This is a genomic window from Microbulbifer maximicatervae (SeqCode) (assembly GCF_056231245.1).
Genome location: NZ_CP174334.1, coordinates 385,889 through 412,396 on the forward strand (window position 1 = coordinate 385,889; position 26,508 = coordinate 412,396).

Here is a 26,508-nt window from a genome sequence, read left to right on the forward strand (position 1 = left end):
TGAGAGTTGGGACCTTTTTACAGGTTGTTGTGGGGTTAAGTAGTTTCCAGGTCTGCCTTTAGATTAACGTAATTTTCAAATTAATTTGAATTATGGCTTGCAAGTTGCTTCCTTGATGCGGTCGTAGAATTCCGGCATAGTGAGCCTGACATTCAATATATCAAAAATTTTTCTCCTAATATTGTGTGTGTTTTTAAGTTCTGAATACTCATTAGGGCTGCATATGAAAAAAATACTAATTATGTTTGTTTTTTTATTCGCCCCTCTTCTTTCCGCAGAGCAGGCGAAGGTAGAGCGGCAACCCCTAAAAACCATGTCCACTTGTTTGATTATGAATGGTTGGAATGCTTGGGGTATATGGCAGTATGATGTTTATGCGCTTGCCCGAGATAAGGTCCTTATTGGGAGTAAAGATAATCACTTTCTAATTTCTTCTGTGGATACTGGGTATTCTCATGTAATCAACGGGAAAACTGTGGCTTACTATCCCGAGGCTAAATCTTTAAATGAGCTAGGTGAAGCTTGCCAGGAAAATTGCCCGGTTAATTATGAGAAGCGGGTCAGCTGGTTTCAGCGACGCTGCAAGGAATATTGATAAAAGTTAGTTTGTAGTTTTATTTGTGAAAGGTTTCACAAATATTTGATTCTATTCGTTTCCTGATATAAGTAATAGCAAGGTAAAACAATATGACTCAAGTGCACGGAAGTTGCCTCTGTGGTTCAGTGACAATTAGCGCATCTTTGCCCTCTTCAAATCTGGGGGTTTGCCACTGCGGTATGTGCAAAAAATGGGGCGGTGGTCCTCTGTTGGCAGTGGATTGTCAAACCAGTGTTGAGATTACCGGTGAGGAACATGTCAGTGTATTTGATTCATCAATTTGGGCTGAACGGGGTTTTTGTTCAAAGTGCGGTTCGCACCTCTTTTATCGCTTAAAGGAAACTTCCCAGTACTCAGTACCTGCGGGGATCTTTGATCTTCCGGCCGAGACAACAATGACCCATCAAATCTTTATCGATGAAAAGCCGGATTACTACGAATTTGCCAACGATACCCAGAACATCACGGGGCTGGAGATAGTTACTGAGTACTCATGATAGTGAGTGCTCGCTATCTCTATGGGTATCTTTTAGTCAAGACGGAATATGCGCCCGGGATTCACTTTAGGGTTACTATAGCGTCCTAGGGCTGTATCGCTGCTTCCCTCAATGGTGATTTCAGCTTAGAAGGGTACCAAAAGGGTCATCTGCATGGGTTTCGCTCACTGCGGCGGCTCTTTTAGCATCTTTGCATTGGTATCCGGATGTCTCGTTCTGGAAGCACCTAATCTTTTAAGGTGCCGAGAGCATTAAGATGTAATCGGAAGGTAATACGGACTGGCTAAATTCCATGACTGAAACCCAAATTGTAGAAATTTTCCTGGCCAACCAATGGTGGTCCATCCTGGCGTTGGTGGTAATTGTAATTGGCGTAACTTTATGCTGGTTTGGTGGCCTGATGGCTGCGTTGACGGCCTTGGGTAACAAGCGCTGGGTTTGGGGGATTGTAACGATCGTCCTCGGGCCGATTACCGGCATTCCCTATGCATTGCGTTACAAAGAGGCGGAATATGCCCGATCGCTGATGCTGCGGGGTGTATGGGCCTTGCTGGTAGGTCTGATTATCGCCGGGGCTATCTTATTCTTTGGCCGTTAAAGGTTAATAGAGCGCTGGTTCTCAGGTGTCCGGCGCTCTCCTTCCTTCGATCGAATCATCTCTCCACAGACTTTAGGCATTTTTAATCAGGCGATCAGTGCGCAGGCGCTCCCGCTTATCAAAGAGCTGTCTTGAGGCCAGGGCAACAGCGAGAAAAGTGCCGAAACCAGTGCCTGATGCAATCGCAAAAAGAATCAGGATTTGATATTTGACGGCAATTGTAGGGGAGGTGCCTGAGAGAATCTGCCCTGTCATCATTCCCGGTAAAAATACTATCCCAGCGGCAGCCATGGAATTAATTGTCGGCATCAATCCTGCACGCATCGCATCCCGCCGAAACTCCAAGCTGGCTTGTTGCCAGGTATGCCCCAGCATCAAGCGATTCTCAATAATATCCCTGGAGCGGTGCATACTTTCTGTTAGGCGGTCCAGGCTTAGGGCAACACCAGTCATTGTATTACCCAGCAACATACCTAAAAGTGGAATGGAATACTGTGGTTGGTACCAGGGGGTAGGGCCAATCAGTACGGCCAAACTCAATATGGTGATACTGAAAGCGGACACCAGCATTGATAAGGTGCCTACGGCAAAGCTCCAGCCGCCGAGCAGGCGATACTTTTGTCGGGCTGCCACTTGCTGCCCGGCAAATAGCAGCATTGCCAAAGCCAGAAGTCCCACCCAAAGTAGGGTGCCAACTGCAAAAAGGGTTTCCAGTACCAGTCCTACCAGGGTGAGCTGAATAGCCGTGCGTAGAGCAGCAACAATTAACGATCTACTTAGTTGTAGTCGCGCTACATGAGTGCATACGGCTAGAGCCAATACCAGCCCCGCTGCCAAAGACAATTGCCACCAGGATAGGTCGATTACACTCATCAATGGATCTCCTGTTCTTCCAGTTGATTATCAACAATGGCCAAGTGGCGGTGAGCTACCCTTCGAATCTGCTCCTGGCTATGAGCTACCCAAATCGTAGGCAGCTTGTGCTCCTCAATGAGCCCTGTCAGCCATTGCTCTACCTCCTGGGCAGATCTGGCATCTAGGTTGGCCGTAGGCTCATCTAGAAGAAGCGCTTGGGGTTTGTAGGATATTGCGCGAATAAGAGCCAGGCGCTGCTTTTCTCCCGAAGAGAGTCGATTGACTTGCCACTTTACCGCGTCCTCAGGAAAGCCGAGAAGTTTAAGTGCATCATTCATGGGTGTTGCGAAGTGATCGCCGACAGTTTCTTCCCACCAGGCAGTCTGCGCGGGAACCAACATCACATGCTTTCTCCACTGGTGTGCTGGATACGTACTCTGGGATTTATTCTTAAAGCATATGTCGCCTGTGTAGGGTTCAAGGTCAGCTATGGCTCTGAGTAAGCGGCTTTTCCCTGAGCCAGATGGACCAGATAAGCAAATAATTTGGCCAGATGCCATGGTTAAATTTATATTTTGAAGACAACCTACAAAAATATTTTTTAGCACCAGAGTCGACATGAGCTTCGTGGAGATTAGTGTTTAATAGAAATTATCAGCAAATGATCATTTGTGTAAAGTAAGTTTTATCTTTTAATTTCTTATTCTTTGTATATGAATTTTTGATCTTTCTTGGGTTGGGGAATGTCTTGATACTCTGGGGTTATGGATTAAATCTATAACCTGTAAAAATTGTAGACTCTGTTAAGGAAGGTGACAATGAAAATCTGGTGATATAAATTTTGTAGGTATTGTTGTGGTTATTGTTTGTAATTTTATCTAAGAATCAGTGGAAGAGAAAACTTTAGTCGTATCGATATTTTAATCTGTATGCCGGAAGCTATTATTTTAAAGGGCTTGATTTTTAATAAGTGCAGTCGGTAAAGGGTGGGTCAGCTGATAGAGTTGGTTCTTATCCTGATCATGAGGAAGGCACTAATGAGATAATTATAGTTGAGTGAGAACGGTATCAAATTTACAACCTAAGAATATTGGCACTTACAGAAAGTAGTAGAAAAGCTGTTGGAAAGACACCCCTTGTCGATCAGGTAAGAAATGAGATGTAGTACTGGTTTGCGCGGATGCTGACAAGGATAGGCACAGAAAGTGACTGCTGGTGAGTAGCAACAAATAGACATCACAACTCGGAAAGAAATAGGTTCCCAGTAGAGGGCAAGTTACATAAAGAGGCATACGGTTGTATCGTTGCAGTATGAGATGATCTATTCACTAATTTATTTTCAGCCCAAATGGTGGAGCCTTATACAAGGTACCAATAGCGATAAGGACTTCCAGTATGACCTCGACAAGAGGCAATTGAACCGCTGTGCGTACTGCCGCGACAATCAGTGGCTTGCTGCGCTGTGATCGTGTGATATTGGAGCAAATTGCCAGGACGACTACCAACGTCGCAGCCAACGATAATTGCCACCATCAAAGATGATCACACTAATTGTTACTTAATAAGCTACTCCCATTAATTTCAAAATGCCTGCTCTACACTCGTTGGATCTGCCTTTTCTTATGGGTCGTCCAGGTGGCGGGGTATTGGTGATTGCTGATTTCATCCATAAGTCATGCTTCTATTTTACTAGTAGTATCTGTCTCCACATTGACACTGAGCCCATCCTGTAAAAAAGCTTGTGCGGTGTAGGAAAGCTCGAGAATAAGTGTCAAGCGTTGTTTCTCTATGAAGGATAGCCGGCTTATCTGCCGGTCTGTCGTATTCTCGGGAAATCTTAAAGTGTTTAATGTATGCCCCATTGGTTGATTAAAGTTTTCGCCTATTGTTTCGTCCCACCAGGCATTTTGCAGTGGTACCAATATAACTTGCTGCCGCCACTTGTGATTTGCCATTTCCTTCTGGCTTTCGTCATCAAATGTTATCAATGTCATGGGGTTCAATGTCTGTAATGGCTCTGAGTAGACGGCTTTTACCCGAACTATAGGGACCTGAGGGCAATTGATTTTTCCTGCCAGTACTTTTAGTTGTACTCTTTTATGTGGGCCAATGCTCAGTGATTCCAGCTTTAGCTCAGGTATAATCGTGTCTATCTATTTCAATTTCCTTCACCTTAAAGTCGGTGGAATACTCAAGCTTTGTGGATATGGCTGAAGAGTCGAGTTTTATCTCCCTGATCAATTTGATTAAAGGTTCTAGTTGGTAGTCAAGCTGATATGATGCGCGTCTGTTAACGCAGAAGCTGTACAAAAAACAGCCGTTAGCAGGTGTTAAATTATATTGGGGATAAAACATGTACAAAAAATTAGCGGTGCTTTCTATAGCTACATCTCTTTTTGCGGGTTGTGCGTCGGTTCCTATGGAGAGTGATGAGTTATCGAATAAAGCTAAAGAGTTCAATTCACCTACTGAGGGGAATGCTGGTCTCTACATCTATAGAGCTTCTGGTCCCGGTACTACTCTGAAGAAAGATATCTGGGTTAATGATGAATGTGTTGGTCAATCTGCACCCAACGTCTTTTTCTACCAGGAGGTTATTGGGGATAAAGAATATAAGGTCTCAACCGAGTCGGAGTTCTCCCCGAATGACCTGTTGGTTGATGTAAAAGCAGGTGAAAATTACTTTATCGAACAATACATTAAAATGGGAGTGTTCGTTGGTGGTGCAGACTTGAAACTTGTTGAGTCTGAAGAAGGTAAAGCTGATATTACAAAATTAAAGCTTGCAAAAGCTGGCGAGTGCAGCCAGAAATAAAGTTGGCTCTGCGAGAGGCACACTTAGTATGTGTGCTTCTCCAAATTTTACCTGGGAGTCTTATTCCCTTAAGAATGCATTAGGCTGGTTCGATACCCACCGGACTTTTTGGGTAAGCTTTAGAGATTGTATTGAACTTACAATGAGCTTCTCCCCTTCCTTTTTCAGCTTCCCTTTGAACCTCCCGCTCCAGTCCGCCATAATCCGCTCCTTCCGAATCGAATAACGAGAGCTGTATGACCGACACCTCTGTTTATGAGGCCACAGAGCGCCTGCCGTTAAAGGAGTACACCGAAAAGGCGTACCTGGATTACTCCATGTATGTGATCCTGGACCGCGCCCTGCCGAATATCGGTGACGGCCTTAAGCCTGTACAGCGGCGTATAGTGTACGCCATGAGTGAGCTGGGCCTGAAGAATACTGCCAAGTATAAGAAGTCCGCGCGCACCGTTGGTGATGTGATCGGTAAGTACCACCCCCACGGCGATAGCGCGGTGTACGAGGCGATGGTACTGATGGCGCAACCGTTTAGTTATCGCTACCCCCTGATTGATGGCCAGGGCAACTGGGGCTCGCCGGATGATCCCAAGTCCTTTGCCGCGATGCGTTACACCGAGTCGCGCATGGGGAAATATTCGGAAGTGCTGCTGTCGGAGTTGGGGCAGGGCACTGTGGACTGGCAGCCCAACTTTGACGGCACCATGGATGAGCCCTGCGTACTGCCTGCGCGGGTGCCCAATATTCTATTGAACGGTACCACCGGTATTGCCGTGGGTATGGCTACGGATATTCCCCCGCATAACTTGCGCGAAGTGGTCAACGCGACTGTAGAGCTGCTGGAGAATCCCAAGGCCACAGTAGAAGAGCTGTGTGAGCATATTCTCGGCCCGGATATGCCCACTGAGGCAGAGATTATTACGCCACGGGATGATATCCGTAAGATTTACACCTCCGGTCGCGGTTCTATCAAGATGCGCGCCCTGTGGAGTAAGGAAGACGGCGATATTGTCATTACTGCGCTGCCTCATCAGGTGAGCGGTGCCAAGGTGTTGGAGCAGATTGCCCAGCAGATGCAGGCGAAGAAGCTGCCCATGGTGAGCGACCTGCGCGATGAGTCGGATCACGAAAACCCCACTCGCCTGGTAATTGTGCCGAAATCCAATCGGGTGGATATGGAATCGGTGATGAATCACCTGTTTGCCACTACCGATCTTGAGCGCAACTACCGCGTCAATATGAATATGATCGGTATCGACGGGCGCCCGCAGGTGAAGTCCCTCGATAAAATCCTGCGGGAGTGGCTGACTTTCCGCGCCACTACCACCCGCCGTCGTCTGCAGTTCCGTCTGGATAAAGTTGAGAAGCGCCTGCACCTGTTGGCAGGTTTGCTGGTTGCCTTCCTCAATATTGATGAAGTGATCGAAATTATCCGTACCTGTGACGAGCCCAAGCAGGAGCTGATGGATCGCTTTGAGCTCACGGATATCCAAGCGGACTACATTCTCGATACCAAGCTGCGCCAGTTGGCACGCCTCGAAGAGATGAAGATTCGCGGCGAGCAGGCGGAGCTGGAAAAAGAGCGAGATACCCTCACCAAGACCCTGAATAGCGAGCGTCGCCTCAAGACCTTGATCAAGAAAGAGCTTCTGGCCGCAGCCAAAGAGTTTGGCGACGACCGCCGTTCCCCGATTGTGGCTCGTGAAGAGGCCAAGGCGTTTAGTGAATCTGAGCTGCTGTCTTCAGATCCCATCACCGTTATCGTTTCTGAGAAAGGTTGGATTCGCGCGGCCAAGGGCCATGAAATTGATGCGGCAGCGCTCAGTTATAAGGCAGGGGACAGTCTCGGTTTTGCCGCGCGGGGCAAGAGTAACCAGCCCGCGTTATTACTCGATAGCACTGGTCGCAGTTACTCCATTGCCTCCCATACTTTGCCTTCGGCACGGGGGCAGGGCGAACCCCTCAGCGGGCGTATCAACCCCCCCTCCGGTGCCACCTTTGAGGGCTTGTTGATGGGCCCTGATGAGCAGCGAGTGTTACTGGCTTCCGATGCGGGCTATGGCTTTATCGCCAAGCTCTCTGATTTGCAGTCGCGCAATAAGGCAGGTAAAGCCATGCTGACCCTGCCCAAGGGAGCCCAGGTGCTTTCCCCTCAATTGCTGGAGAGCCTCGATGATGTTCTGCTGGCAGCGGTGACTACCGAGGGGCGCATGTTGGTGTTCCCGGTGACTGAATTGCCGGAATTGTCCAAAGGCAAGGGTAACAAGATTATCAATATCACTTCGGCCCGAGCTGCGGCCCGCGAAGAGGTGGTCATCGGTGTTGCTGTATTGAAGGGCAGGGATCAACTGGTCGTTCACGCCGGTAAGCGCCATACCAAGATCAAGATCTCGGAGATGGATCACTATCGCGGCGAGCGTGGCCGGCGCGGCAACAAGCTGCCCCGGGGCTTCCAGAAGGTCGATAAGATTGAGGTTCTGGAGAAATAGATCCATCCCGGATGCAGGTCGAAAGGGCGGTCCTAGTGACCGCCTTTTTTAATGGGGTTTTGGGATATTGATAACTCACACATTGATGAAATAATAAGCAGGCTTATAATGAGCGGCCTTAGACAGGGAGAGCAGATATGTCCAGGGAAGATGCCGTTACTGAAATCAGTTTTGAACTACACAGTGCAGCACGGCTGCTGCGGCGAAACTTCGACCGCAGAGCCAAGGACCACGGGCTGAGTGGATCCCGCTGGCAGGTGCTTTGGCATCTACTGCGCGAGGAGGGCCTCAAGCAGGCAGAGTTGGCCGAGCGCCTGGACCTAGCACCGATCAGTCTGGCGCGCCAGCTGGATAACCTCCAGCAGGAGGGACTGGTGGAGCGGAGGCCCGATCCCGAGGACCGGCGCTGTTTCCGTATTTATCTGACGGAGCAGGCAATGCCGGCCCTTGAGTTACTGGGCGGTGTAGCCCAGCAGACCCGCAGTGAGGCACTTGTGGGCTTTTCCGCCGCAGAGGTGGATCAATTGCAGTCGCTGCTATTGCGGTTGCGCAAGAATTTGACACGTGAAGAGATTGAATGTGACTGAAAAGCTGTCCATTAAGCTAGACCGCGCCGGACAACGAGAGTTCGCACTCTCCTTTTTCCTGGTATTGGCCGTCCTGATAGGGGGATGGAACCTGTTGCGCGGCAGCGATATTGTCGAGACAGAGAACGCTTACGTGAAAGCGGACAAGATTTCCCTGGCGCCTGAGGTTAGTGGTGTTGTCACCCAGGTACTGGTGAGTGCCAACCAGGTCGTGGAGAAGGGGCAATTATTGATTCAGATCGACCGCACGGCCTTCGAACTGGCGGTGACTGAGGCGGAGGCGCGCCTGGCCCAGGTGCGCAACGAATTGCTCGCTCGCCGTTCAGAATATGCTGAAGCAGACGCAGCGTTGCAGCAGGCACGCAAAGATGCGGACTTTTACCGCCGCCAATTGGAGCGCAATGAAAAACTGAGCAAGGTGGCGTTTTCCGAGGCGGAGCTGGACAGCGCCCGCCAGCAGCTGGAGCGGGCCCGTGCACAGATCACGATTAATGCTGAGAAGCTCTCCAGCTTGCGCGCTGAACTGGGAGGTGATCCCAGTATTGCCCTGGAAGAGCAGGCAGATTTAAAAGTGGCTCAAGCGCAGCTGGATACCGCCCGCTACCAGTTATCGCGCACGCGCATTATTGCTCCCGTGGATGGCACTATCGCCAATACCGTACCCAAGGTGGGGGAGATGGCCACTCTGGGCATTAACCTGCTGCAAATGATTGGCTCCACTGGCCTTTGGGTGGAGGCCAACCTGAAAGAGACCGAGCTGGGTCGCGTGCGCACGGGCCAACAGGCGGAAGTGACCCTGGATGCCTACCCGGATTTTGAGTGGCAGGCTCAGGTGGACAGTATGAGCCCCGCCAGTGGCAGTGAGTTTGCTTCCACACCGCCGCAGAATGCCAGTGGCAAGTGGGAGAAAGTCGTGCAGCGGGTGCCGGTGCGATTGCGTCTATACCCCCTCAAGGATTCTCCGCCTCTGCGCGCAGGTATGAGCGCCAAGGTACGAATTGATACCAGTGAAGATGATAAAGTGGTGTCGGCCCGTGCAACGAGCGGTGAAAGCGGCAGGGTGGTGCTTTAACTGGGTTTGAGAGAGAGGTTTCTGGGCCCGAAAGAACTCGGGCCCGAGAGCTGCACCTAGTTGCTTATTGAACTCGGTGCCAAGTTTGGGTGCGGTAGAGGAAGCCCAGGTAGCCGCGCAGCTTAAGGGTATTGTCATCCTCCAGCCAGACTTTCAGGTCGTAAACCTTGCCTTTAACCGGGTCGAGAATTTCCCCGTCCTCGTATTTTTTCCCTTTCTTTTCCAGCCCGCTGATGACATCCATGCCGACAATGGGCTTACCTTTCAGGTCGCCTGGGCACTTGTCGCAAACGGTGTCGTTAGGCTTCATCAGAAGATCCACTACCTTGCCGTAATACTTCCCATCCTTTTCATAGATGTTGACGATGGACTTTGTCTCTCCAGTCTCGTCATCGATAGTGCGCCAGTTGCCCAGGATATCTGCAGCACTGGCCTGCAGGGCGAACAGCAGGCCAAAGGTGGCCAGAAGCAGGTTTCTAATCATCACTTATTTTCCTATGTAAAGTAGGGTGACCCAGATATTACATCAAGTCACCTGCGAGGGCAGTGGGCCAGTCGTCATCAGGTAAAATCTAACAGTCAAAAAGTAGCATTTGGCCACATATCCCTGCCTTTTCTCTCTATTTGTCCCAATTTCGGGACCTTTGTGAATTACCCAAAGGCACCTTTAAGAGGAGCAGCTCAAGGGGATACGCTTGCCGGATTCTGGCGGTACACTGGCCCAGACTTCTCGCTCCGGGTGCTCGGCGAAAGGGGATTGCAGTAACTGGCGCAGAGTCCGCAAAGGATGATAGTCGCCATCTTCAGCAGCCTCGATGACCTTCTGTGCCAAATAGTTGCGCAGAATGTATTTCGGGTTGACTGACAGCATGGCTAGATTGCGCTCCCGGGAGTTATTTGTCTCCCGGGTGAGGCGGCGATCATAGTGCTCCAGCCATTGATCCAGGGCGCTGTGGTGAGTGGGTTTGAGTAACTCGTGCAAAGCGCTAGCCGGACGCTCCCCCCGGTAGTGGGCCAGGGCGCGGAAAAACAGGCTGTAGTCGGCCTGGCCGTGTTGTAGCAACTTCAGCAGTTCCGAGCAGAGGGCCTGGTCGCCATCTTCTTCTTTTTCCAGGCCCAGTTTGGCCCGCATACGTTGCGCATAGGCCTCGCTTACCACCGGCTGGAATTGCTCCAGGCATTCGCGTAGGGCGTCTACACCGACAAAGGCCGACAGTGCATGGGCGAGAGCATTCAGGTTCCACAGTACGACTCCAGGCTGTTGCTCAAAGGCGTAACGGCCGGTGTGGTCGGAGTGATTGCAGATAAAAGTGGGGTCGTAGTCGTCCAGGAAGGCGTAGGGCCCGTAGTCAAAGGTGTCGCCAATAATCGACATGTTGTCGGTGTTGAGCACGCCGTGGGCAAAGCCTACGGACTGCCAGGCTGCCACTAGCTCTGCACTGCGCCGGGTGGTAAAGCGCAGCAGTGCTTCAGCTTGGTCTCCCACTGCCATACCCTCTGTACCCGGTATAAAGCGTCGGCAAATAACCCCGATCAACTCCTGCAGGGCCTCCAGTTGCTTGGTGTAAAACAGGTATTCAAAGTGACCGAAACGCACGTGGCTCTCCGCCACTCGGATCAGCATGGCCCCGGTTTCGATTTTCTCTCGGGTGACTGGTTCGTCGCTTCCAACAATGCACAGTGCCCGGGTGCTGGGAATACCGAGGCCGTAGAGTGCCTCACTGGCGAGGTACTCCCGTATGGTGGAGCGCAATACTGCGCGGCCATCGCCAAAGCGGGAGTAGGGCGTTTTTCCTGCACCCTTTAAATGCAGTTCCCAGCGCCGGCCTTCACTCTCGATTTCACCCAACAGCAGTGCTCGCCCATCCCCCAGGTCCGGGTTGTAGACCCCGAACTGGTGACCGGTGTATTTCATCGCAAATGGGCGGCTTCCCTTAAACAGGCGGGCGCCACAGCCCAGCTCGGCCCAGGCGGGGTCAGATTTCTCGTTGGGATCTATTCCCAATAGTTGCAGCACTGAAGGGTTGGTATCGATTACCTTGGGGTGGCGGAAAGGAGTGGGTGCTATGGGGGTGCCAAAGGCTTCCCCCATATCCGCATAGTGGTGTTCGAGAGTGACTTCGCTCAGTTTCATAGCTTTTGATTGTAGGGTGAATATTTGCGTAAAACGCCAGTGTCCAAAGTGGCTCACAAGGGCCCCAGGCTCTTACACCGCCGTTATCTGTAGGGGCCGATTCTGTGAGCGCCAGTGTTGCTCTTCCTGCTCCAGCAATTCTGCAATTGCCGGGCTATCCTCCAGCCACTGTTGATCGGCTTCCAGGTGATAGGCGTCTCCCTGGTCATATAGCTTTAAGCCATCCAGGCTGCGTTCGGTGCGGTCCCGGTGAATAATACATCCGAGGCGCAGGCATAACAGAAGATCTGGGCTGGGATGGAAGCCATAGTGCTCCCGTGGCGGCTTGATTCTTCCCCGTTGGTTTTGCACCAGGTAGGCCAGGTGCTCCTGTTCACTTTTGGCAAATCCGGCCATATCGGCGTGTTTAACCATATAGGCCCCCAGCTTGCGGAAGCTGCTGTGAGTTAGGGCCAGGCCGGTTTCGTGCAACTGGATAGCCCAGTGCAGTCGCACCTTGCCTTCTGGTGGGTACTGGGGGCGCAACTGCTGCAGGAGCTTGAGTGAGGAGGAACTGACACGCTTAGCCTGGTTGGTATCTACCTGCCAGCGCTCTACCATGGCGGCAATCGTATCTGCACGTCGATCCCCGCCGTGCAAGCGCCCGGCCAAGTCGTGCACAATGCCCTCGCGGATTGCATAGGGGGAGACTTCCATACGCATAATGTCGAGTTCGCAGAATATTGCATGCAGTATCGCCAGGCCGGCAGCGAAAACTGGGCGACGCTCTTCATCCAGGTAGGGTAAATCCAGGTCCGTGATATGTTTGGCGGAGGAAACCCGGTGCGCAAGCTGATCGATATCCCCGCGCTTGATCGCCTTTACTTCGCCATCATTGCAAATCCTGGCAACCGCTTTGATAGTCCCGGAGCAACCGGTAACTTCCGCGCCTTCGGCAATATGCTGTAGCTCCTGCAATTCGGCCCGCGCCGCTCGCCGCGCGCGTTGGAAGTGGTTTACGGTATTGCGGCTGATCAGGCCATCAGCAAAGAAACGTTTACTGTAGGAAACACAGCCTATATCCAGGCTTTCCAGTTGCTGTGGAGTATCACCACCGCGAACCAGCTCCGTGGAGCCACCGCCAATATCAATAATGCAGCGCAAGCGAGGGGGGCCATTGGCGGCGGCGAGAACCCCGGTGAAGATCAGGCGGGCCTCCTCGATACCGCTGATAATTTCCACCGGCACTCCGAGTATTGATTCCACTTCTTCCAAAAAACCATCGGCATTGGCCGCAGCCATGCGCAGTGTATTTGTACCCACAACACGCACATGGTCGAGGGGCAGTTTATCCATCACTGGCTGAAAGCGTTGCAGAGCGGTCAGGGCCCGTTCGGTTACCGCCGGGTCCAAGTGGTGGTTAATATCCAGCCCCTCGGCCAGGCGCACCATGGCTCTGTCTGTGTGCAGGCGTACCATGCGCTGATCACGAAATTCTGCCAGGAGCAGATGAAAACTGTTTGAGCCCAAATCTAGGGCGGCATAGCGTTCGTTTGGAGCTTGCATCAATATCCCGTTGAAAGCGCTAATGTATGGAGTCGGACACTCTATTATTCATTTTGCCACTTTTCAGTCCAATAGTGAGTGCAGTCAATTTACAGCGCACCAAAAAGGCGCCACCTCTAAAAGTGTTACAAAATTATTAAATATCTTTTATAAATAAAAGATATTTTTTATTTATTTGTGCCAATTTATGGACTGAAACAGTGTGGCAGAAAACTGTGAAGCCATACTAGATCGTTATATTGCTATAGGCGCTTGCTCACAGCCACATTTCAGTGGCATATTTCTTTACTTAATCTTGACCCTCAGCCCCGTGTTAAGGCTGCTTCCAGAATAATCTGGATTTTTAAACTGCCGTTAGATACTGGGTGCGTTTTATGGTTTTGCAATGTCTAACGATGTGCCTCTATTTCCCAAAGAGTTGAGCTGGCTTTCATTTAACGAGCGTGTTTTACAGGAGGTGGAAGATGAAAGTGTGCCTGTTATTGAGCGCGTACATTTTTTGGGAATCTTCTCTAATAACCTGGATGAGTTTTTCCGTGTGCATGTTGCAGCGGTACGTCGTTTAGCAGCCTTTTCCGTTGGCGGAGAAAAGAAGGAATATTACAGTAATCTATTGCAATCGATTAATAATCGGGTGTTGAGGTTACAGTTGCGCTATGCGAAGGCCTATAACAAAGCTTTAAAGGATCTGGCAAAGCATGATATCCATGTGGTTAGGGAGACTTCGCTTAGCGATAACCAGCGCCAGTTTGTAGAAAGTTACTTTCACCGGGAAGTGCTGCCGGAGCTGGAGCCATTCTTTATCGATGGGCGCAAGCCCATGCCATTGATTAATGAAACCAGTATCTATTTTGCGATAGCACTTGAGTTGGATGATGGTACCGAGCGCTATGTGGCAATGGAGATTCCTACGGATACACTTCCCCGCTTTGTGGAGATTCCTCCACGGGAGGGGAAGCGGGAGAAAGTCTACATCGTTCTCGATAATATTATCCGGGGATGCCTTAAAGAAATATTTCGCCATGTGGTGCCTATCGCTAAAGCCAGCGCCTATACCTTTAAGATCAGTCGCGATGCTGAGTTGGAGTTAAGTGAAGAGGTAACCCAGAATATTCTCGACCGAATGGAGCGCTCACTAAAAAAGAGAAAGCGCGCAGATCCGGTGCGTATGGCATACGATGGTGATATGCCTGAGGCTCTACTGGAGCTGGTGAAGAAGAAACTGAAAATGGGGCGTTATGATACCTATACCCCCGGTGGGCGTTATCACAATTCCAAAGATCTGATGAAATTCCCGGGGGAATCCGCCCGACTTCGCTATAAGCGCCTCACACCACTGCCAGCCTTACCGAAAAATGAAAGTGTATTTTCACAGCTGTGCGCAGGGGATCGGCTTTATTATTATCCCTATTATGACTTCCATGCGATTGTCAATTTCCTGGCATCTGCCGCACTAGACCCTCAAGTTAAAGAAATTCGGATTAATCTCTACCGGGTAGCAAAGAACTCCCGTGTAGTTGCGGCTCTGGTTAATGCGGTTCGCAATAACAAAAAAGTGACTGCGGTGGTGGAGTTGCGGGCACGCTTTGATGAAAAGGCCAATATCCATTGGTCCCATGAGTTGAGCGATGCCGGGGTGAATGTGGTGTATGGCATGCCCAACCTAAAAGTACATTGCAAGTTAATTTCTGTGCTTCGCCGCGAGGATGGCAAAGATCGTTTCTACAGCCATCTTGGCACCGGTAACTTTAATGAGAATACAGCGAAGGTCTATTGCGATTTTAGCTTATTGACCAATAACCAGGAGCTGGGTCGGGACGTGTACAATGTATTTGAGTTTATGCAGGCACCGCGTAAGCGCCCTTCTTTTAAACGTATTATCACTTCACCATTTTTCTATCGGGATGCGATTACTGCAGCGATAGATCGTGAAATTGATGCCGCCCAGGCAGGGAAGGAAGCGGCGCTATTTTTCAAGTGCAATAACCTTGTGGATAGCCAGATTATTGAGCAGCTGTATCGTGCCAGTGCCGCAGGTGTAAAAATTCGTATTATCGTTCGTGGGATGTGTGCATTGGTTTGTGAGACTCCGGGCGTATCAGACAATATTCGTATTATCAGTTTGGTAGATAAGTACCTGGAGCATGCCAGAGTCTATATTTTTCACAATGGTGGTGATGAGCTGATGTGGTTGTCTTCGGCGGACCTGATGAAACGAAACCTGGATCAGCGAGTTGAAGTCACTTTCCCGCTTATGAATCCGGAGCACCAGGCTACAGTTCGCAAAATTATGGAATTGCAGTGGAGTGATAATCAGAAGGCACGGCTAATTGATGCCAGGCAAACAAATTCCAAGTTAGCTAATGAGGGACGAAAAGGTTGTCGATCTCAGGATGCCATCTATCGCTTTTTAAAGCAGCGCGAGGCGGAGTAGTATAGATCGTCAGTAATGGGCTGTAGACCTTCCCTAGATAAAAAGGTGACCCTTCAGTTTGTCTGTGGGGTCACAAATACCATTTGCACTGCTAACATCATTATTCTACCCAATTTAGGCTATCACTCATGATAGAGTGCATCTTTCCTTTATTTATTGATCCCGCTACCAAGATAGAAGCTCTACTGTTGGTTTTATAGCCGATATCACAAGGAGTGAATCCAAAAATACGCTGTCACCTTGTTCTATTATTTTATAGTTAGCCAGATTTTAAGCTCTGTACCAGTAGGGCGGATTTGGGGAGGCTGGTATCTGTATTTTGGTGATCAATAGTAGAAGCGTTGGTGAAGTGCTCTATCTATGCTGAATGATATTCCTCTATTTCCCAGCGAATTAAGCTGGCTATCTTTTAATGAGCGAGTACTACAGGAAGCGGAGGATGAAACAGTCCCGGCTATCGAACGGGTACACTTTCTCGGAATTTTCTCCCAGAATATGGATGAGTTTTTCCGCATTAAGGTGGCTGGTGTGCGGAGGTTGGCGAGTATTGATTCTGGTGTGGGGCAGAGGGAGCACTTTTCCCAGCTATTGAAAACTATTAATGATCGTATTTTGATACTTGAAAAGCGCTATGCCGAAGCTTATGTCAAAGTGTTATCGGGATTAAAAAAACATAGTATTTATCTTGTTCGTGAGGATAGCTTAAATAGCCATCAGTTGGGATTTGTAAAAAATTATTTCCATAGCCTGGTTTTACCGGAGTTAGAGCCTTTTTTTATCGATGGCAGATCAGCAATGCCACTGCTGAGTGACAACAATATCTATTTCGCTATTACTTTGAATTTAAAAGGGGAGCCAAGCAGATATGCAGTTATGGAGATTCCCACTGCTATTCTTCCCCGGTTCCTGGAAATCCCATCGCGCCAAGGCAGGAAAGAGAAAGTTTACATCGTTCTGGATAATATTATTCGAGTGTGCCTGGAAGAAGTCTTCCGCAATGTTCTGCCTATTCTTTCTGCCAAGGCATATATGTTCAAGATAAGTCGGGATGCAGATATTGAGCTGGGGGAGTATGTCAACCGGGATATTCTTGAACGTGTTGAACGGTCGCTCAAACAGCGTAAGCGTGCAGAGCCGGTACGTCTTGCTTACGACATGGAAATGCCTAATACACTGTTGGAGCTGATTAAGAAAAAGCTGAAGATGGGGTCCAGGGATAGTTATACCCCTGGTGGGCGTTATCACAACTCCAAAGATCTTATGGGCTTTGCCCCGGACTCCAAAAGTTGTCGGTATAGAAGGCCGGCACCGCTCTTGGCTTTATCCACCAGTGAAAATATTTTTGACCAATTGCAAGACGATGATGGATTGTTCTGTTATCCGTATCATGATTTTTGGGCAATAACAAATTTCCTTGCTTCGGCCTCTATTGACCCGCAGGTAAAAGAGATACGTATTACTTTGTATCGAATGGCGAAAAACTCAAGGGTAATCGCGGCGTTAATTAATGCGGCTAGAAATAATAAAAAAGTAATTGCGGTTGTTGAATTGCGGGCGAGTTTTGATGAAAAAGCCAATATTTATTGGTCCCGTAAATTAATAGAAGCAGGAGTGTTGGTTGTTTACGGTGTTCCAGAAATGGAGGTTCATGCGAAGTTAATTTCTGTAGTTCGCCGTGAACAGGGAAAGAATCGCTTTTATACCCAGTTGGGAACAGGGAATTTTAACGAGAGTACTGCTCGTGTCTACTGTGATTTCAGTGTATTGACTAATGATCAGGGAGTGGGGCGCGACATCTATAACTTGTTTGAATTTATGCGATTCCCCAATACAAAACAGGTTTTCAAGCATATTATCGTTTCTCCTTTCTCATTGAGAAGTTCGTTTGAGCAGGCCATAAACCGGGAAATAGAGGCTGCCCTTGCTGGGCGTAAAGCTGGCATATTCTTTAAGTGCAACAGCCTGATAGACAGCAAGCTGATTGCCCACCTTTATCGGGCGAGCGCTGCGGGAGTAGAGATTCGATTACTCGTTCGCGGTGAGTGCTCTTTGGTATGCGACACTCCTGGATTATCCGACAACATTAAGGTGATCAGTTTGGTGGATAAGTTTCTGGAGCATGCAAGGATTTATGTGTTTCATAATGGTGGCGATGAACTGATGTGGATGTCCTCTGCAAACCTGAAAAACCGCTGTCTGGATCAACGGATCGAAGTCACTTACCGGGTGACCAATTCTCGACACCTCCGAACCATTAAGAAGATCATGGAATTACAGTGGCATGATAATCAGAAGGCCCGCTTAATTGATGCCGGTCAAACCAATACCAGATTGGCTAATGAAGGGAGTAGAGGTTGTCGGGCCCAGGACGCTATTTACCGCTACTTGAAGAAGCATTCCCAGAGGTACTAAAAAAGGCAGAAGGGAATTGTACGGTGCCCAAGGGTGTATGGGCATAGATGCTTTACAGACCTAACTGGGTGTCTTCACCGCATGTCTCAAATACTGTCTATCACGCTAGAGGCAACTCTTTTCTTTAGTTGGGGCTAAATCCCACCAGTTGTCCATCACTAAATGAAAAACGATAGCCCTGGCCCACCTTCAGCCGCTGGCCGCAGGGGGATTGAATCGTAATACGGGGATATTGTGGTGTTGAGATCCAGGTCGCAAAGTCGCCTCTGGGTCCTCGTCCCAGCAGCTGGTAATAATCTCCGTAGTTACAGAAGGCTGCTGGCGTACACCTTTCCGCGCCCCAGACATAGGCAATCACGTCGAACTGTTGGGGGAGGCCGTATGACTCTACGAATGGTTGTCGCGGATTTTCGGTAAAAGTAAACACTTCATCAAAGGACAGGGTTGGAAACCCCCGAGCGGGGGTTGCGCAGCTAACTACGTGGGGTTTTCCTGTGATTCGTGCGTAAGGTGGTGGGCGCTTTGCCGGCGGAAGCTTACCGGGGATGGACATCTCGCTGGGGAAATAGCCGCAACCGCTGGTCGTCAGCAGGGAAACAGTTGCGGCAACTAGAGCCCAGCGAAAAATATGCACGGATTATCCGCTCCCTTGGAAAAGTCCTCCTACCAATATAGTCATAGATTGGTCGTCTACTTTTGTTGTGCACGGTTATGGGAACGGCGCGGGAAACGCCACTTGCGTCGATAGGGGAAAGCACTCTCCACATGTCCGGCGCGAATACGATCTTGTAAGAGTTTCCAGAAGCGATAGTTGTATAAATCGCCGTGCTGCTTTTCGAATGCAGCGCGCGCGGTGGGATTGCCAGAGAAGAACAGGCGGAATTCTTCCGGGAAGACGTCGGCTTCTGCGACGGTATACCAGGGCTTGTCGGCCAGCTCCTGCTCAGAGGTATGAGCTTCGGGAATCTTGCGGAAATTACATTCCGTCAATGGGCAGAGTTCATCGTAATCGTAGAAGACTACCCGCCCGTGACGGGTAACCCCAAAGTTTTTCAGCAACATGTCGCCTGGGAAGATATTTGCGGCTGCCAGCTGTTTGATGGCATTGCCATATTCTTCCATGGCTTCTCTAGTTTGCTCTTCATTGGCGTGTTGCAGGTAGAGGTTAAGCGGTTCCATACGCCGCTCTACATATAGATGTTTGATGATGACCCGCTTCTCATCAATGATCAGTTTTGATGGTGCCACTTCCTGCAGTTCTTTGATCAGCTCTTCACTGAAGCGATTGCGGTAGAAAATAAAGTAAGAGTACTCCTGGGTGTCAGCCATACGGCCGACCCGGTCAGAGCGGGATACGAACTTGTACTTTTCTTTTACGATCTTCTCGGTGACAGTTTTCGGCTGGTCGAACTCATCTTTAATGACTTTAAATACCACCGGGTAGGAGGGCAATGTGAATACACTCATCACCATCCCTTTAATGCCCGGTGCAATAACAAACTTGTCGTTACTGACCTTCATATGGGCGAGGATATGGCGGTAGAACTCGGTCTTACCGTGTTTGTGGAAGCCGATAGAGTTGTAAAGCTCAGACTTCTCCTTGAGCGGCATAATGGTGGACAGGAAGCGCACAAAGCGGGAGGGGATTGGCGCATCCACCATAAAGTAGGAACGGGTAAAACTGAAAATAATACTGGCGGAGTCGTTATTGTAGATAAGGGTGTCCACAAAAATACCGCCGCGCCCGTTGTTTAGGCAGGGCAGGATCATGGGGATAACTTCGCCGTTCAGGATTATGCGCCCCACCAGATAGGCCGCTTTGTTACGGTAGAAAACCGACTCCAGCATGTCCACCCGCAAGTGTTTCTCGTTGTCCACATTGGCCAGGGGGGCGCTGCGCAGGGATTCGCAGATATGGGCAATGTCGCGCTCCATATTCTCCCAGGGCGTGGAGAAGCTGAAATCCTTGAGAATATCTTCGACCATACACTCGAGGCCGTGGCGGCCGCTGTAACTGATATAGATGCTGTAATCCCGTAGCGGTTTGTCTTCCGGTGCTCGGGACGGCTTGACGAAGATATTGCTGTCGTGAATGTTGGTGTGGTGAAACTGGCTGCAAAACACCGAGTTAAAAAAGGTCTCGGCGATCTCATAATTGCTGTGATTGGCAATCAGCTGTGCATAAGTGGCGCGGGCATCACGCCACAGCTCCAGCTGGCTGGTGTCCTTGCTGGTTACCGAATGGACCAGGTCCACCACTTGGGTGACCTTGGTTTTGTAAAGATCGATCCGGGCTTTATTGGCCTCATGTGCCGCTTGCCAGGAGGCGGTTTCAAAACGGGCCTTGGCGCCCAAAGTGATGTTCTGATAGTCTGCGAAATAGGCGTCAAAACCATTGAGGATGGTTTTAGCGATGCGTCGGGCGGTCGGTGAGTGATTCGTCATGCACTAGACTTTTTTTCTAAGTTACAAGTTACGCTTGCGCCAGCAGTTACCGTAGATAACGGCGTTGGACCCCCTAAGCACACCTCGCTCCGGTCCTGCCCATACTGCCTGGGGCTCTAATTAAGCGGATAGTAGCACGGCACGTCGGAGTCCCAATTGAACGATTGGATCAGTAGCTTTGTCTTTTTCTTTGCTGTGATTGACCCGGTGGGTACTCTGCCAGTGTTTATCGCAGTCACTTCACGACATGCAGAGTGGCAAAAGCGCAGGATAGCCTGGCTGGCAGTACTCGTCGCAACCGGGATCTTGTTGTTCTTTTTGGTCGCAGGGCAATTCTTCCTTGAGGCGATTGGCGTGCCCCTTTCTGCATTTCAGGTAGCTGGAGGCGTCGTCCTGTTCCTGTTTGCCTTAACCATGATATTTGGTGAGAGCAAGCCAGAGCAGGAGATAGAAATCATCCGTGAGGGGCATGAGACAGCGATTTTCCCTCTTGCGGTGCCCTCCATTGCCTCACCCGGAGCCATGCTCGCGGCTGTGGTACTCACAGATAACCATCGATTTGATGTGGTTCATCAGCTGAGTACAGCATCTGCCATGGTAGCTGTGTTGGCGATAGTGATATTGCTGCTGCTAACTGCCAACTGGATATATCGATTTATTGGTGATGCCGGGGCCAGTATCGTGAGTCGAGTTATGGGGCTGATCCTGGCCTCAGTGGCAACAACCAATGTACTTGTCGGGATTCAGCAGTTCTTTTCAATTTAGCTCCTGGCATTTGGTTTTGTACTGGTTGAGCTAAGGCTGCGTTTCTTCTAGTGAAGAGAGTATTGGATTGCCGGTTAGGTGTTGGAATTGCGTCCAAGCCTGAATTTCTACTTTATTCACTGTGATTTTGGTGACTTCTGAAGCGGTAAAATGATAGAGCTATTGCTGCTGTTTTTTGGCGTCTTGATTTGGTATATCAGCACGCTTGCGGCCGGGGGCGGGGCACTGCTCCTTGTTCCAGTGATTAGCTTTATCGTTGGCCCACACCTGGTTGCACCAACGGTAACCATTGCCAAGTGCCTGGCTTCGCCCTACCGGGCACTGGTTTTCTGGTCCTATATTGATTGGCGGGTAGTACGCTGGCTTACTCCAGGAAGCTTAGTCGGGGCATTGCTAGGTGCATATTCCTATACACAGATGTCCCCAGAGTGGATACAAATAGTGGTTGGGCTTTTTTTAATGTCCACGATACTTCAGTATCGCTTTGGCCATAGGGAAAGATCTTTTCCCATGTCACTTCCCTATTTTTTACCTCTGGGATTGGTGACTGCTTTTGCTTCCGGTCTTATTGGGGCAATGGGTCCACTTAAGAACCCTTTCTTGCTGAATTATGGTCTCGAGAAAGAATCCCTGATAGCCACTAAGGCCTTTAATGGGCTGTTAATGCAGCTTGTAAAGCTGGGAACTTATATTACATTCTCGGCGGTATCCCTAGAGTTGGCATTCTATGGTGTGGCGGCTGGGCTTGGGGGGATTATTGGTGTAACCCTCGCTAAAAGGAGATTGAATCAGGTCAGCTTTAAAAAATTTAGGAAATACACTCTATTGGTAATGTTTTTGTGTGGCTTGGTATTAGTGATAAAAGCGCTTTATGACATGGTTTAGATTTATAGGGATAGTGTTTATAATTTATTGCCAGAACTAACCGTTTGGAAAGCAAAGAATTAAAATTCGCTCTCCTAATTACAATACTATCATCATAAGAATTAGTATAATTTTTTATATTCAGTTTATTAATGGCTGCGTTCGAATCCTGCATAGGTGTGATACTGCTGGGGGGGTAGGCCTGCATGGCGTGCCTGAAGATCTTTGGGAAGATCGCCTAAATAGATGACGCGAGTGGGTTCTGCCGTCTTGAGCCAGCGCTCTGAATAATTCTCCCAGGTATCCACATGTTTATGTGCGGCACTTACATCTTTGAAATGCTCGTATACAATAATTTCTCCACTATCAGAAATATAGTACTGGTAATTCAATGTCCCCGCTTCTTTCTGCGAGACTACCTCTACCATTTCATCAACAATTGACCTAAAGGCCTGCTCCTGTCCGTTCTTTATTTTCGCCTCCACAAGCCAGCCAACATTATTAAACATAAGTATCTCCAATACGGTTTAAGAGGCTTTGACATAAGTGGTAGAGCAACAACTGTCCTGGAAGCATGCTGACTGATAAGCAACCTGTCGCTAAATACCAGAGGGGGAGTAACTGCTCTACTCAGGAAGAAGATCAAGTGATGGTCCTAGATATTGTAGACGACATCGTGGCGTCTAGTTTGGTAAGGCTAGCTATTTGATAGCTCTCCAGTTGCACTGAACCTCACCGGGCTACTTGTATAAGAAACCTGCTTCAGGAATGACTATTGGTTCATTGTTTGGTCTAAGGGGGGGGTCAATGCTTGGGTTGTGAGATAAGCCCAATTCTATTGAGCTGTTCTTTAGAGGCTCCTTAATATCTAAGAGTGGCATATTTTCTATATGTACTGATTGGTAAACAATGATGAGATCCCCGGATCAGCAACAATTTCTAAATTTAGCGTTCTAGAGACAATATTTAAATTTGATGTGGGTAGTCAAATGTAATCGTTAACAGGAATTTTCTCTTTGGCGTATTTAAGATTTTGTATCCTAATTAATACCTGACTTTAAGGCTTAGCCCCAAGGTGTAAGACGGCGTAACAGCCTGTGTACCCTTATTTCAAGCTAAAAGGCATAAAACACATTACTTAAGCGCTTGATAAATGAAAAGTGAAACTGCCAAATAGGGGGAGCAGAAAAAAGTTGTACCTGATAATTTAAAGTCCTTGCTAGTGTGTTTTTTGTACAGGTGCGGACTTGTAGAATTCATACATAGCTATTTTATGTAAGTATGAATTGATGACTTTCTTGTATGGAAGCTATTTCTCTGAAATACAAAAAGCATCATCAATTTACTTTGGAAGTCAGTATCCATTATGACTGATTTGGTCTTTATGAAGACGGAAATTGTTGCGCATCTACATAGTAAGAATGAAAAAAACAATTGGTGAATTTGAACTGTGGACTCAAAAGGGTGGCCCTAAATGGCACTACCGTTTTGTTTGTTGTGCAGTGCTGATGTTTGTCATACTTCTTTCTATGCCCAGCTACCCCCATACGGTTGTGGATGTCACCTCGTTGGAGGGAGGAAGTAAACCGAGTGGCCTAAATGCAATTTGGCATGAACCATCGGGGTTTGGAAACATTATTGAAGCTGAAAAAGCTTACAAAAATAAACTTTTTCTTCCCCTGGGGACTGCCGGATCTACCGGACTTAAATCCGGAGCCTTCTGGTCTCACTTCATATTAAAAAACTCCAGTAGTGAAACAGTTTATGTCTCAATTGAATATGTGGATAACCAGCTCGATGGGCTGACGGCCTTTTCTAGGATTCAGGGCGGCAGTCAGCCTTACACTGAACTGGCAAGTCTGTCTGCGAACCAGCCTTTTTCCAGTCGAAAAATCAAGCATCATCGTTTTGCGTTCCCACTTAAAATCCCCCCCTTCGCATCAAAGGAAATGATGGTTAAATTTGATGTTGGAGTTTTGGGTGTTGCCTTTCCCAGTATGCGTATTTGGAGACCTGAACAACTTGAAGAGAGGAGTAAGGCTGAGGCCATTTTAACGTCATTTCTTTTTGGTGGTTATTTTTTGATGGCCATTCTTGCGCTGATTGGTGCTATTGCTGCGCGTAAGAATATCCTGTATTTATACTCTTTATATTCTGTAACGAAAATTTGGGTGTGGGGGTCTTTACTGGGATATACCCATCAATATTTGCTCCAAGAGCAATTTGATTGGCGCTATCAATCGATTAGTAGTGCTGTGGCGATCCTGACCGGAATTCTTTTTGCCCGATACTTTCTTGAAACGGCAAAGTACACGCCAAGACTGGATTACTTTTTAAAATTAATTTTACTCAACGGTTTATTCCTGGTTATTTGCGTTGTACTGCAGTGGGAGGCTCTGGGGCACATCTCTATGATGCTCGCTCTGTTTTTCTATCCTGGTGTTGTTGTTGTCGCATTGGTGCGTTGGCGACAGGGGGATACTTCTGCGGCCGTTTTTGCTTTAGCCTGGAGCGTTTTGGTGTTGGGGCTTTTGGTGCAGGCGATGAGGGATCTCGGTTATGTGGTGCACAATCCAATTAATTACTATTGGCCCCCGGTTGCCTCTTTTGTTGAGATGTTGGCAATAATGATAGCTATCGGATTACTGGTAAAACGTTTAAGGCAACAAAAAGAGACTGCAGAAAAAAGGTATCTACTACACCTGGAAGCCTCGAGAACCGAGCTGGAGCAACAGGTAAAACTTCGCACACAGGAATTGGAGTACGCTAAAGCCAAGGCTGAAGAGGAGGCGCGCACAGACCCGCTAACAGGTATTTTTAATCGCCGCTGCTTTTTCGAAGAGGCCAGTAACCTGGTGGCTGTGGCAATTAATAACCAAATGCCATTGTGTGTATTAATGCTGGATATCGACAATTTTAAATCTGTTAATGATATTCATGGCCACTTAATCGGCGATCAGGCACTCTGTGCGACTGCCCGAGTAATTTTTCAACACGTGCGGGATGTGGATATCTTCGGGCGTATTGGTGGGGAGGAATTCGCGCTAGTACTCAGCTCCAATGTCGAAGGAGCTATGAAGGTTGCCAATCGTATACACCGGGATATCGCTAAAATCGTGATTAAAAGTGCAGTTGGGCAAGCCCAGTTTACCGCAAGTATTGGTATCGCCCGTCTTCAGGGGCGAGAAGATATCCTGGAGCTAATGCGACGGGCAGACTCTGCGTTGTATCAGGCCAAACGCGCTGGACGTAATCGTATTGTGGAGTGCGCTGAAGCTACGTAAATTAGCGTACGTAGGTAACGGCATTGAGTACTTTTTGACGTATATTCTCCGGAAGGGGCACCAGGCCCAAGCTTCCGGCCTGGCTTTGGGATGCGTTGCTCAACATAAAGACCAGCATTTGCCGCAATGCTTGTGCTTTTTGATCATCCTGGTCTGCGTAGAGCAACAGCCAGGAAAAGCTGGTAATGGGATAGGCGGTTTCTCCCTTGGGGTCCCAGATCCAGGCGATAAGGTTGGGAGCACCACTAATTGGCAGTGATGCTTTTGGAAATTCAACCTCTAATAGTGCCTCTGCTCCGCTCTTGGGCCCGGCAGCAATATAATTGCCCGCTCGGTTTTCCAGTAAAGCCACAGGCAGGTTTACCAGTTGGGCAAACCCGTGCTCGACATAGCCAATGGCCCCAACTTTCTTGCGAACCTTAGCGGCTACGCCTTGATTGCCCGGTGCTCTTTTAAATCTGGGCAACTTTGGCCAACTGGGTGTTCTGTCCAAACCAATTTTTTCGCGAAAATCTTGGCTCACGCTACTCATATGTCCAGAAAAGATATATGAGGTACCCGAGCTTTCAGAGCGGGTGACAACGGTAATCTCATCTCTGGGCAACTTGATATCGGGATTTGCAGCTGCGATCTTGGGGTCATCCCAGTGGGTGATCTCTCCCAGGAAAATCCCCACATAAGCTTCCCTGGACAGTTTGAGCTTGTCGATTCCAGGGAGGTTAAATACCAGTACGACTTCCCCAGCAGTAACCGGTAGTACCACGCCACCGCCTTTCAGCTTGCGTAACTCATCGATCTCAATAGCGGCATCTGAGGCGGCAAAATCAACTGTATGACCGAGAAAGTCCCTGATGCCGTCACCGCTACTGCTCATCTCGTAGAAAATAAATATATTGTTTTCCCGGTGGGTGAACTGCCGAAACCACTCCACATAGATTGGATAGGGGAAACTGGCGCCACTGCCCCGGAGATTTACAGGATTTTCTGGTACCTGGGCAGTTCCCGGTGTGGCGGCAAGGATAAAACTGGCGGTTGCCAGCACAGCGGTAAGGCGGCGTAAAAGGGTTGCACACCTCGATATCATAGGGACCTCGGCTTATAGGCCTCCGACAACCTG

Annotated in this window: 22 protein-coding genes and 1 pseudogene; 12 read left to right on the plus strand and 11 right to left on the minus strand. The window is 48.9% G+C overall.

Annotated features, from left to right (window positions below):
* Nucleotides 1-223 precede the first annotated feature (223 nt).
* The 3 genes from ACJJIS_RS01730 to ACJJIS_RS01740 all read left to right on the plus strand — a co-directional run bounded on the left by ACJJIS_RS01730 (nt 224) and on the right by ACJJIS_RS01740 (nt 1,693).
* On the plus strand, nt 224-595 hold the full coding sequence (locus ACJJIS_RS01730; protein ID WP_475709325.1) for a hypothetical protein: 372 nt from the start codon (nt 224-226) through the stop codon (nt 593-595).
* 92 nt (nt 596-687) lie between these two features.
* Nucleotides 688-1,095, plus strand: coding sequence for a GFA family protein (locus tag ACJJIS_RS01735; protein WP_282931128.1), 408 nt, complete (start codon nt 688-690; stop codon nt 1,093-1,095).
* Between the two features lie 292 nt (nt 1,096-1,387).
* Nucleotides 1,388-1,693 (plus strand): hypothetical protein, encoded by a 306-nt coding sequence (locus ACJJIS_RS01740; protein ID WP_282931129.1) that lies wholly within the window; start codon nt 1,388-1,390, stop codon nt 1,691-1,693.
* Nucleotides 1,694-1,765: 72 nt separating this feature from the next.
* On the opposite strand, the gene ACJJIS_RS01745 is transcribed toward ACJJIS_RS01740, so the two are convergent.
* The 4 genes and pseudogenes from ACJJIS_RS01745 to ACJJIS_RS01760 all read right to left on the minus strand — a co-directional run bounded on the left by ACJJIS_RS01745 (nt 1,766) and on the right by ACJJIS_RS01760 (nt 4,542).
* Nucleotides 1,766-2,566, minus strand: coding sequence for an ABC transporter permease (locus tag ACJJIS_RS01745; protein WP_444911598.1), 801 nt, complete (start codon nt 2,564-2,566; stop codon nt 1,766-1,768).
* A complete protein-coding gene (locus ACJJIS_RS01750) occupies nt 2,566-3,168 on the minus strand; it encodes an ABC transporter ATP-binding protein (protein WP_475709326.1) in 603 nt (200 codons plus the stop codon). The genes ACJJIS_RS01745 and ACJJIS_RS01750 overlap by 1 nt, the downstream gene beginning before the upstream one ends.
* Before the next feature lie 708 nt (nt 3,169-3,876).
* Nucleotides 3,877-4,068 (minus strand): annotated as a pseudogene (locus tag ACJJIS_RS01755) (ABC transporter permease); the annotation flags it as partial.
* A gap of 153 nt (nt 4,069-4,221) precedes the next feature.
* Nucleotides 4,222-4,542 (minus strand): hypothetical protein, encoded by a 321-nt coding sequence (locus ACJJIS_RS01760; protein ID WP_445362576.1) that lies wholly within the window; start codon nt 4,540-4,542, stop codon nt 4,222-4,224.
* 359 nt (nt 4,543-4,901) lie between these two features.
* Here ACJJIS_RS01760 and ACJJIS_RS01765 point away from each other — a divergent pair, with 359 nt between their 5' ends.
* The 4 genes from ACJJIS_RS01765 (at nt 4,902) to ACJJIS_RS01780 (ending at nt 9,508) form a co-directional block, all read left to right on the plus strand.
* Complete coding sequence (locus ACJJIS_RS01765; protein ID WP_444926010.1) at nt 4,902-5,363, plus strand: DUF2846 domain-containing protein; 462 nt, start codon at nt 4,902-4,904, stop codon at nt 5,361-5,363.
* Nucleotides 5,364-5,599: 236 nt separating this feature from the next.
* The gene (gene parC, locus ACJJIS_RS01770; RefSeq protein WP_282931134.1) at nt 5,600-7,849 is read left to right on the plus strand and encodes a DNA topoisomerase IV subunit A; all 2,250 of its coding nucleotides are present in this window, start codon (nt 5,600-5,602) and stop codon (nt 7,847-7,849) included.
* 137 nt (nt 7,850-7,986) lie between these two features.
* Nucleotides 7,987-8,436 carry a MarR family winged helix-turn-helix transcriptional regulator gene (locus ACJJIS_RS01775; protein WP_444907174.1) on the plus strand — a complete coding sequence of 150 codons (450 nt, stop codon included), beginning with the start codon at nt 7,987-7,989 and terminating at the stop codon, nt 8,434-8,436.
* Nucleotides 8,429-9,508: an HlyD family secretion protein gene (locus ACJJIS_RS01780; protein WP_282931136.1), complete on the plus strand. Its 1,080-nt coding sequence runs from the start codon at nt 8,429-8,431 to the stop codon at nt 9,506-9,508. The genes ACJJIS_RS01775 and ACJJIS_RS01780 overlap by 8 nt, the downstream gene beginning before the upstream one ends.
* Before the next feature lie 64 nt (nt 9,509-9,572).
* Here the strand turns inward: ACJJIS_RS01780 and ACJJIS_RS01785 are convergent, their stop codons facing one another.
* The 3 genes from ACJJIS_RS01785 to ACJJIS_RS01795 form a co-directional block, all read right to left on the minus strand.
* Complete coding sequence (locus ACJJIS_RS01785; protein WP_108734638.1) at nt 9,573-9,992, minus strand: DUF2147 domain-containing protein; 420 nt, start codon at nt 9,990-9,992, stop codon at nt 9,573-9,575.
* Between the two features lie 183 nt (nt 9,993-10,175).
* Nucleotides 10,176-11,642 (minus strand): protein adenylyltransferase SelO, encoded by a 1,467-nt coding sequence (locus ACJJIS_RS01790; protein WP_475709327.1) that lies wholly within the window; start codon nt 11,640-11,642, stop codon nt 10,176-10,178.
* A 72-nt stretch (nt 11,643-11,714) separates the two neighbouring features.
* A complete protein-coding gene (locus tag ACJJIS_RS01795; protein WP_475709328.1) occupies nt 11,715-13,187 on the minus strand; it encodes a Ppx/GppA phosphatase family protein in 1,473 nt (490 codons plus the stop codon).
* A gap of 385 nt (nt 13,188-13,572) precedes the next feature.
* On the opposite strand from ACJJIS_RS01795, the gene ppk1 (ACJJIS_RS01800) reads away from it, so the two are divergent.
* Together ppk1 (ACJJIS_RS01800) and ppk1 (ACJJIS_RS01805) are read left to right on the plus strand one after the other, a co-directional pair.
* Nucleotides 13,573-15,621 carry a polyphosphate kinase 1 gene (gene ppk1 / locus ACJJIS_RS01800; protein ID WP_444934264.1) on the plus strand — a complete coding sequence of 683 codons (2,049 nt, stop codon included), beginning with the start codon at nt 13,573-13,575 and terminating at the stop codon, nt 15,619-15,621.
* 360 nt (nt 15,622-15,981) lie between these two features.
* Nucleotides 15,982-18,033, plus strand: coding sequence for a polyphosphate kinase 1 (gene ppk1 / locus ACJJIS_RS01805; protein ID WP_475709329.1), 2,052 nt, complete (start codon nt 15,982-15,984; stop codon nt 18,031-18,033).
* Between the two features lie 124 nt (nt 18,034-18,157).
* Here ppk1 (ACJJIS_RS01805) and ACJJIS_RS01810 read toward each other — a convergent pair whose 3' ends face one another.
* Both ACJJIS_RS01810 and aceK read right to left on the minus strand, forming a co-directional pair.
* Nucleotides 18,158-18,667, minus strand: coding sequence for a hypothetical protein (locus ACJJIS_RS01810; protein WP_444907179.1), 510 nt, complete (start codon nt 18,665-18,667; stop codon nt 18,158-18,160).
* A 56-nt stretch (nt 18,668-18,723) separates the two neighbouring features.
* Nucleotides 18,724-20,478 (minus strand): bifunctional isocitrate dehydrogenase kinase/phosphatase, encoded by a 1,755-nt coding sequence (aceK, locus tag ACJJIS_RS01815; protein ID WP_444934262.1) that lies wholly within the window; start codon nt 20,476-20,478, stop codon nt 18,724-18,726.
* A 156-nt stretch (nt 20,479-20,634) separates the two neighbouring features.
* On the opposite strand from aceK, the gene ACJJIS_RS01820 reads away from it, so the two are divergent.
* Nucleotides 20,635-21,243 (plus strand): MarC family protein, encoded by a 609-nt coding sequence (locus tag ACJJIS_RS01820; protein WP_413663436.1) that lies wholly within the window; start codon nt 20,635-20,637, stop codon nt 21,241-21,243.
* A gap of 150 nt (nt 21,244-21,393) precedes the next feature.
* Entirely contained in the window at nt 21,394-22,128 is a 735-nt protein-coding gene (locus ACJJIS_RS01825) for a sulfite exporter TauE/SafE family protein (RefSeq protein ID WP_444907181.1), read from the plus strand.
* Between the two features lie 128 nt (nt 22,129-22,256).
* Here ACJJIS_RS01825 and ACJJIS_RS01830 read toward each other — a convergent pair whose 3' ends face one another.
* The gene (locus tag ACJJIS_RS01830; protein ID WP_444915443.1) at nt 22,257-22,616 is read right to left on the minus strand and encodes a putative quinol monooxygenase; all 360 of its coding nucleotides are present in this window, start codon (nt 22,614-22,616) and stop codon (nt 22,257-22,259) included.
* A 912-nt stretch (nt 22,617-23,528) separates the two neighbouring features.
* Here ACJJIS_RS01830 and ACJJIS_RS01835 point away from each other — a divergent pair.
* Nucleotides 23,529-25,391 (plus strand): sensor domain-containing diguanylate cyclase, encoded by a 1,863-nt coding sequence (locus ACJJIS_RS01835; RefSeq protein WP_475709330.1) that lies wholly within the window; start codon nt 23,529-23,531, stop codon nt 25,389-25,391.
* Nucleotide 25,392: 1 nt separating this feature from the next.
* On the opposite strand, the gene pstS is transcribed toward ACJJIS_RS01835, so the two are convergent.
* Entirely contained in the window at nt 25,393-26,475 is a 1,083-nt protein-coding gene (pstS, locus tag ACJJIS_RS01840) for a phosphate ABC transporter substrate-binding protein PstS (RefSeq protein ID WP_475709331.1), read from the minus strand.
* Nucleotides 26,476-26,508 lie beyond the last annotated feature (33 nt).

What these genes read in the sequence shown, in the direction of transcription:
- ACJJIS_RS01730 (WP_475709325.1), top strand. Translation starts at nt 224, where the DNA reads ATGAAAAAAATACTAATTATGTTTGTTTTTTTATTCGCCCCTCTTCTT.
- ACJJIS_RS01735 (WP_282931128.1), top strand. Translation starts at nt 688, where the DNA reads ATGACTCAAGTGCACGGAAGTTGCCTCTGTGGTTCAGTGACAATTAGC.
- ACJJIS_RS01740 (WP_282931129.1), top strand. Translation starts at nt 1,388, where the DNA reads ATGACTGAAACCCAAATTGTAGAAATTTTCCTGGCCAACCAATGGTGG.
- ACJJIS_RS01745 (WP_444911598.1), bottom strand. Translation starts at nt 2,566, where the DNA reads ATGAGTGTAATCGACCTATCCTGGTGGCAATTGTCTTTGGCAGCGGGG.
- ACJJIS_RS01750 (WP_475709326.1), bottom strand. Translation starts at nt 3,168, where the DNA reads ATGTCGACTCTGGTGCTAAAAAATATTTTTGTAGGTTGTCTTCAAAAT.
- ACJJIS_RS01760 (WP_445362576.1), bottom strand. Translation starts at nt 4,542, where the DNA reads ATGACATTGATAACATTTGATGACGAAAGCCAGAAGGAAATGGCAAAT.
- ACJJIS_RS01765 (WP_444926010.1), top strand. Translation starts at nt 4,902, where the DNA reads ATGTACAAAAAATTAGCGGTGCTTTCTATAGCTACATCTCTTTTTGCG.
- parC (WP_282931134.1), top strand. Translation starts at nt 5,600, where the DNA reads ATGACCGACACCTCTGTTTATGAGGCCACAGAGCGCCTGCCGTTAAAG.
- ACJJIS_RS01775 (WP_444907174.1), top strand. Translation starts at nt 7,987, where the DNA reads ATGTCCAGGGAAGATGCCGTTACTGAAATCAGTTTTGAACTACACAGT.
- ACJJIS_RS01785 (WP_108734638.1), bottom strand. Translation starts at nt 9,992, where the DNA reads ATGATTAGAAACCTGCTTCTGGCCACCTTTGGCCTGCTGTTCGCCCTG.
- ACJJIS_RS01790 (WP_475709327.1), bottom strand. Translation starts at nt 11,642, where the DNA reads ATGAAACTGAGCGAAGTCACTCTCGAACACCACTATGCGGATATGGGG.
- ACJJIS_RS01795 (WP_475709328.1), bottom strand. Translation starts at nt 13,187, where the DNA reads ATGCAAGCTCCAAACGAACGCTATGCCGCCCTAGATTTGGGCTCAAAC.
- ppk1 (WP_444934264.1), top strand. Translation starts at nt 13,573, where the DNA reads ATGTCTAACGATGTGCCTCTATTTCCCAAAGAGTTGAGCTGGCTTTCA.
- ppk1 (WP_475709329.1), top strand. Translation starts at nt 15,982, where the DNA reads ATGCTGAATGATATTCCTCTATTTCCCAGCGAATTAAGCTGGCTATCT.
- aceK (WP_444934262.1), bottom strand. Translation starts at nt 20,478, where the DNA reads ATGACGAATCACTCACCGACCGCCCGACGCATCGCTAAAACCATCCTC.
- ACJJIS_RS01825 (WP_444907181.1), top strand. Translation starts at nt 21,394, where the DNA reads ATGATAGAGCTATTGCTGCTGTTTTTTGGCGTCTTGATTTGGTATATC.
- ACJJIS_RS01830 (WP_444915443.1), bottom strand. Translation starts at nt 22,616, where the DNA reads ATGTTTAATAATGTTGGCTGGCTTGTGGAGGCGAAAATAAAGAACGGA.
- ACJJIS_RS01835 (WP_475709330.1), top strand. Translation starts at nt 23,529, where the DNA reads ATGAAAAAAACAATTGGTGAATTTGAACTGTGGACTCAAAAGGGTGGC.
- pstS (WP_475709331.1), bottom strand. Translation starts at nt 26,475, where the DNA reads ATGATATCGAGGTGTGCAACCCTTTTACGCCGCCTTACCGCTGTGCTG.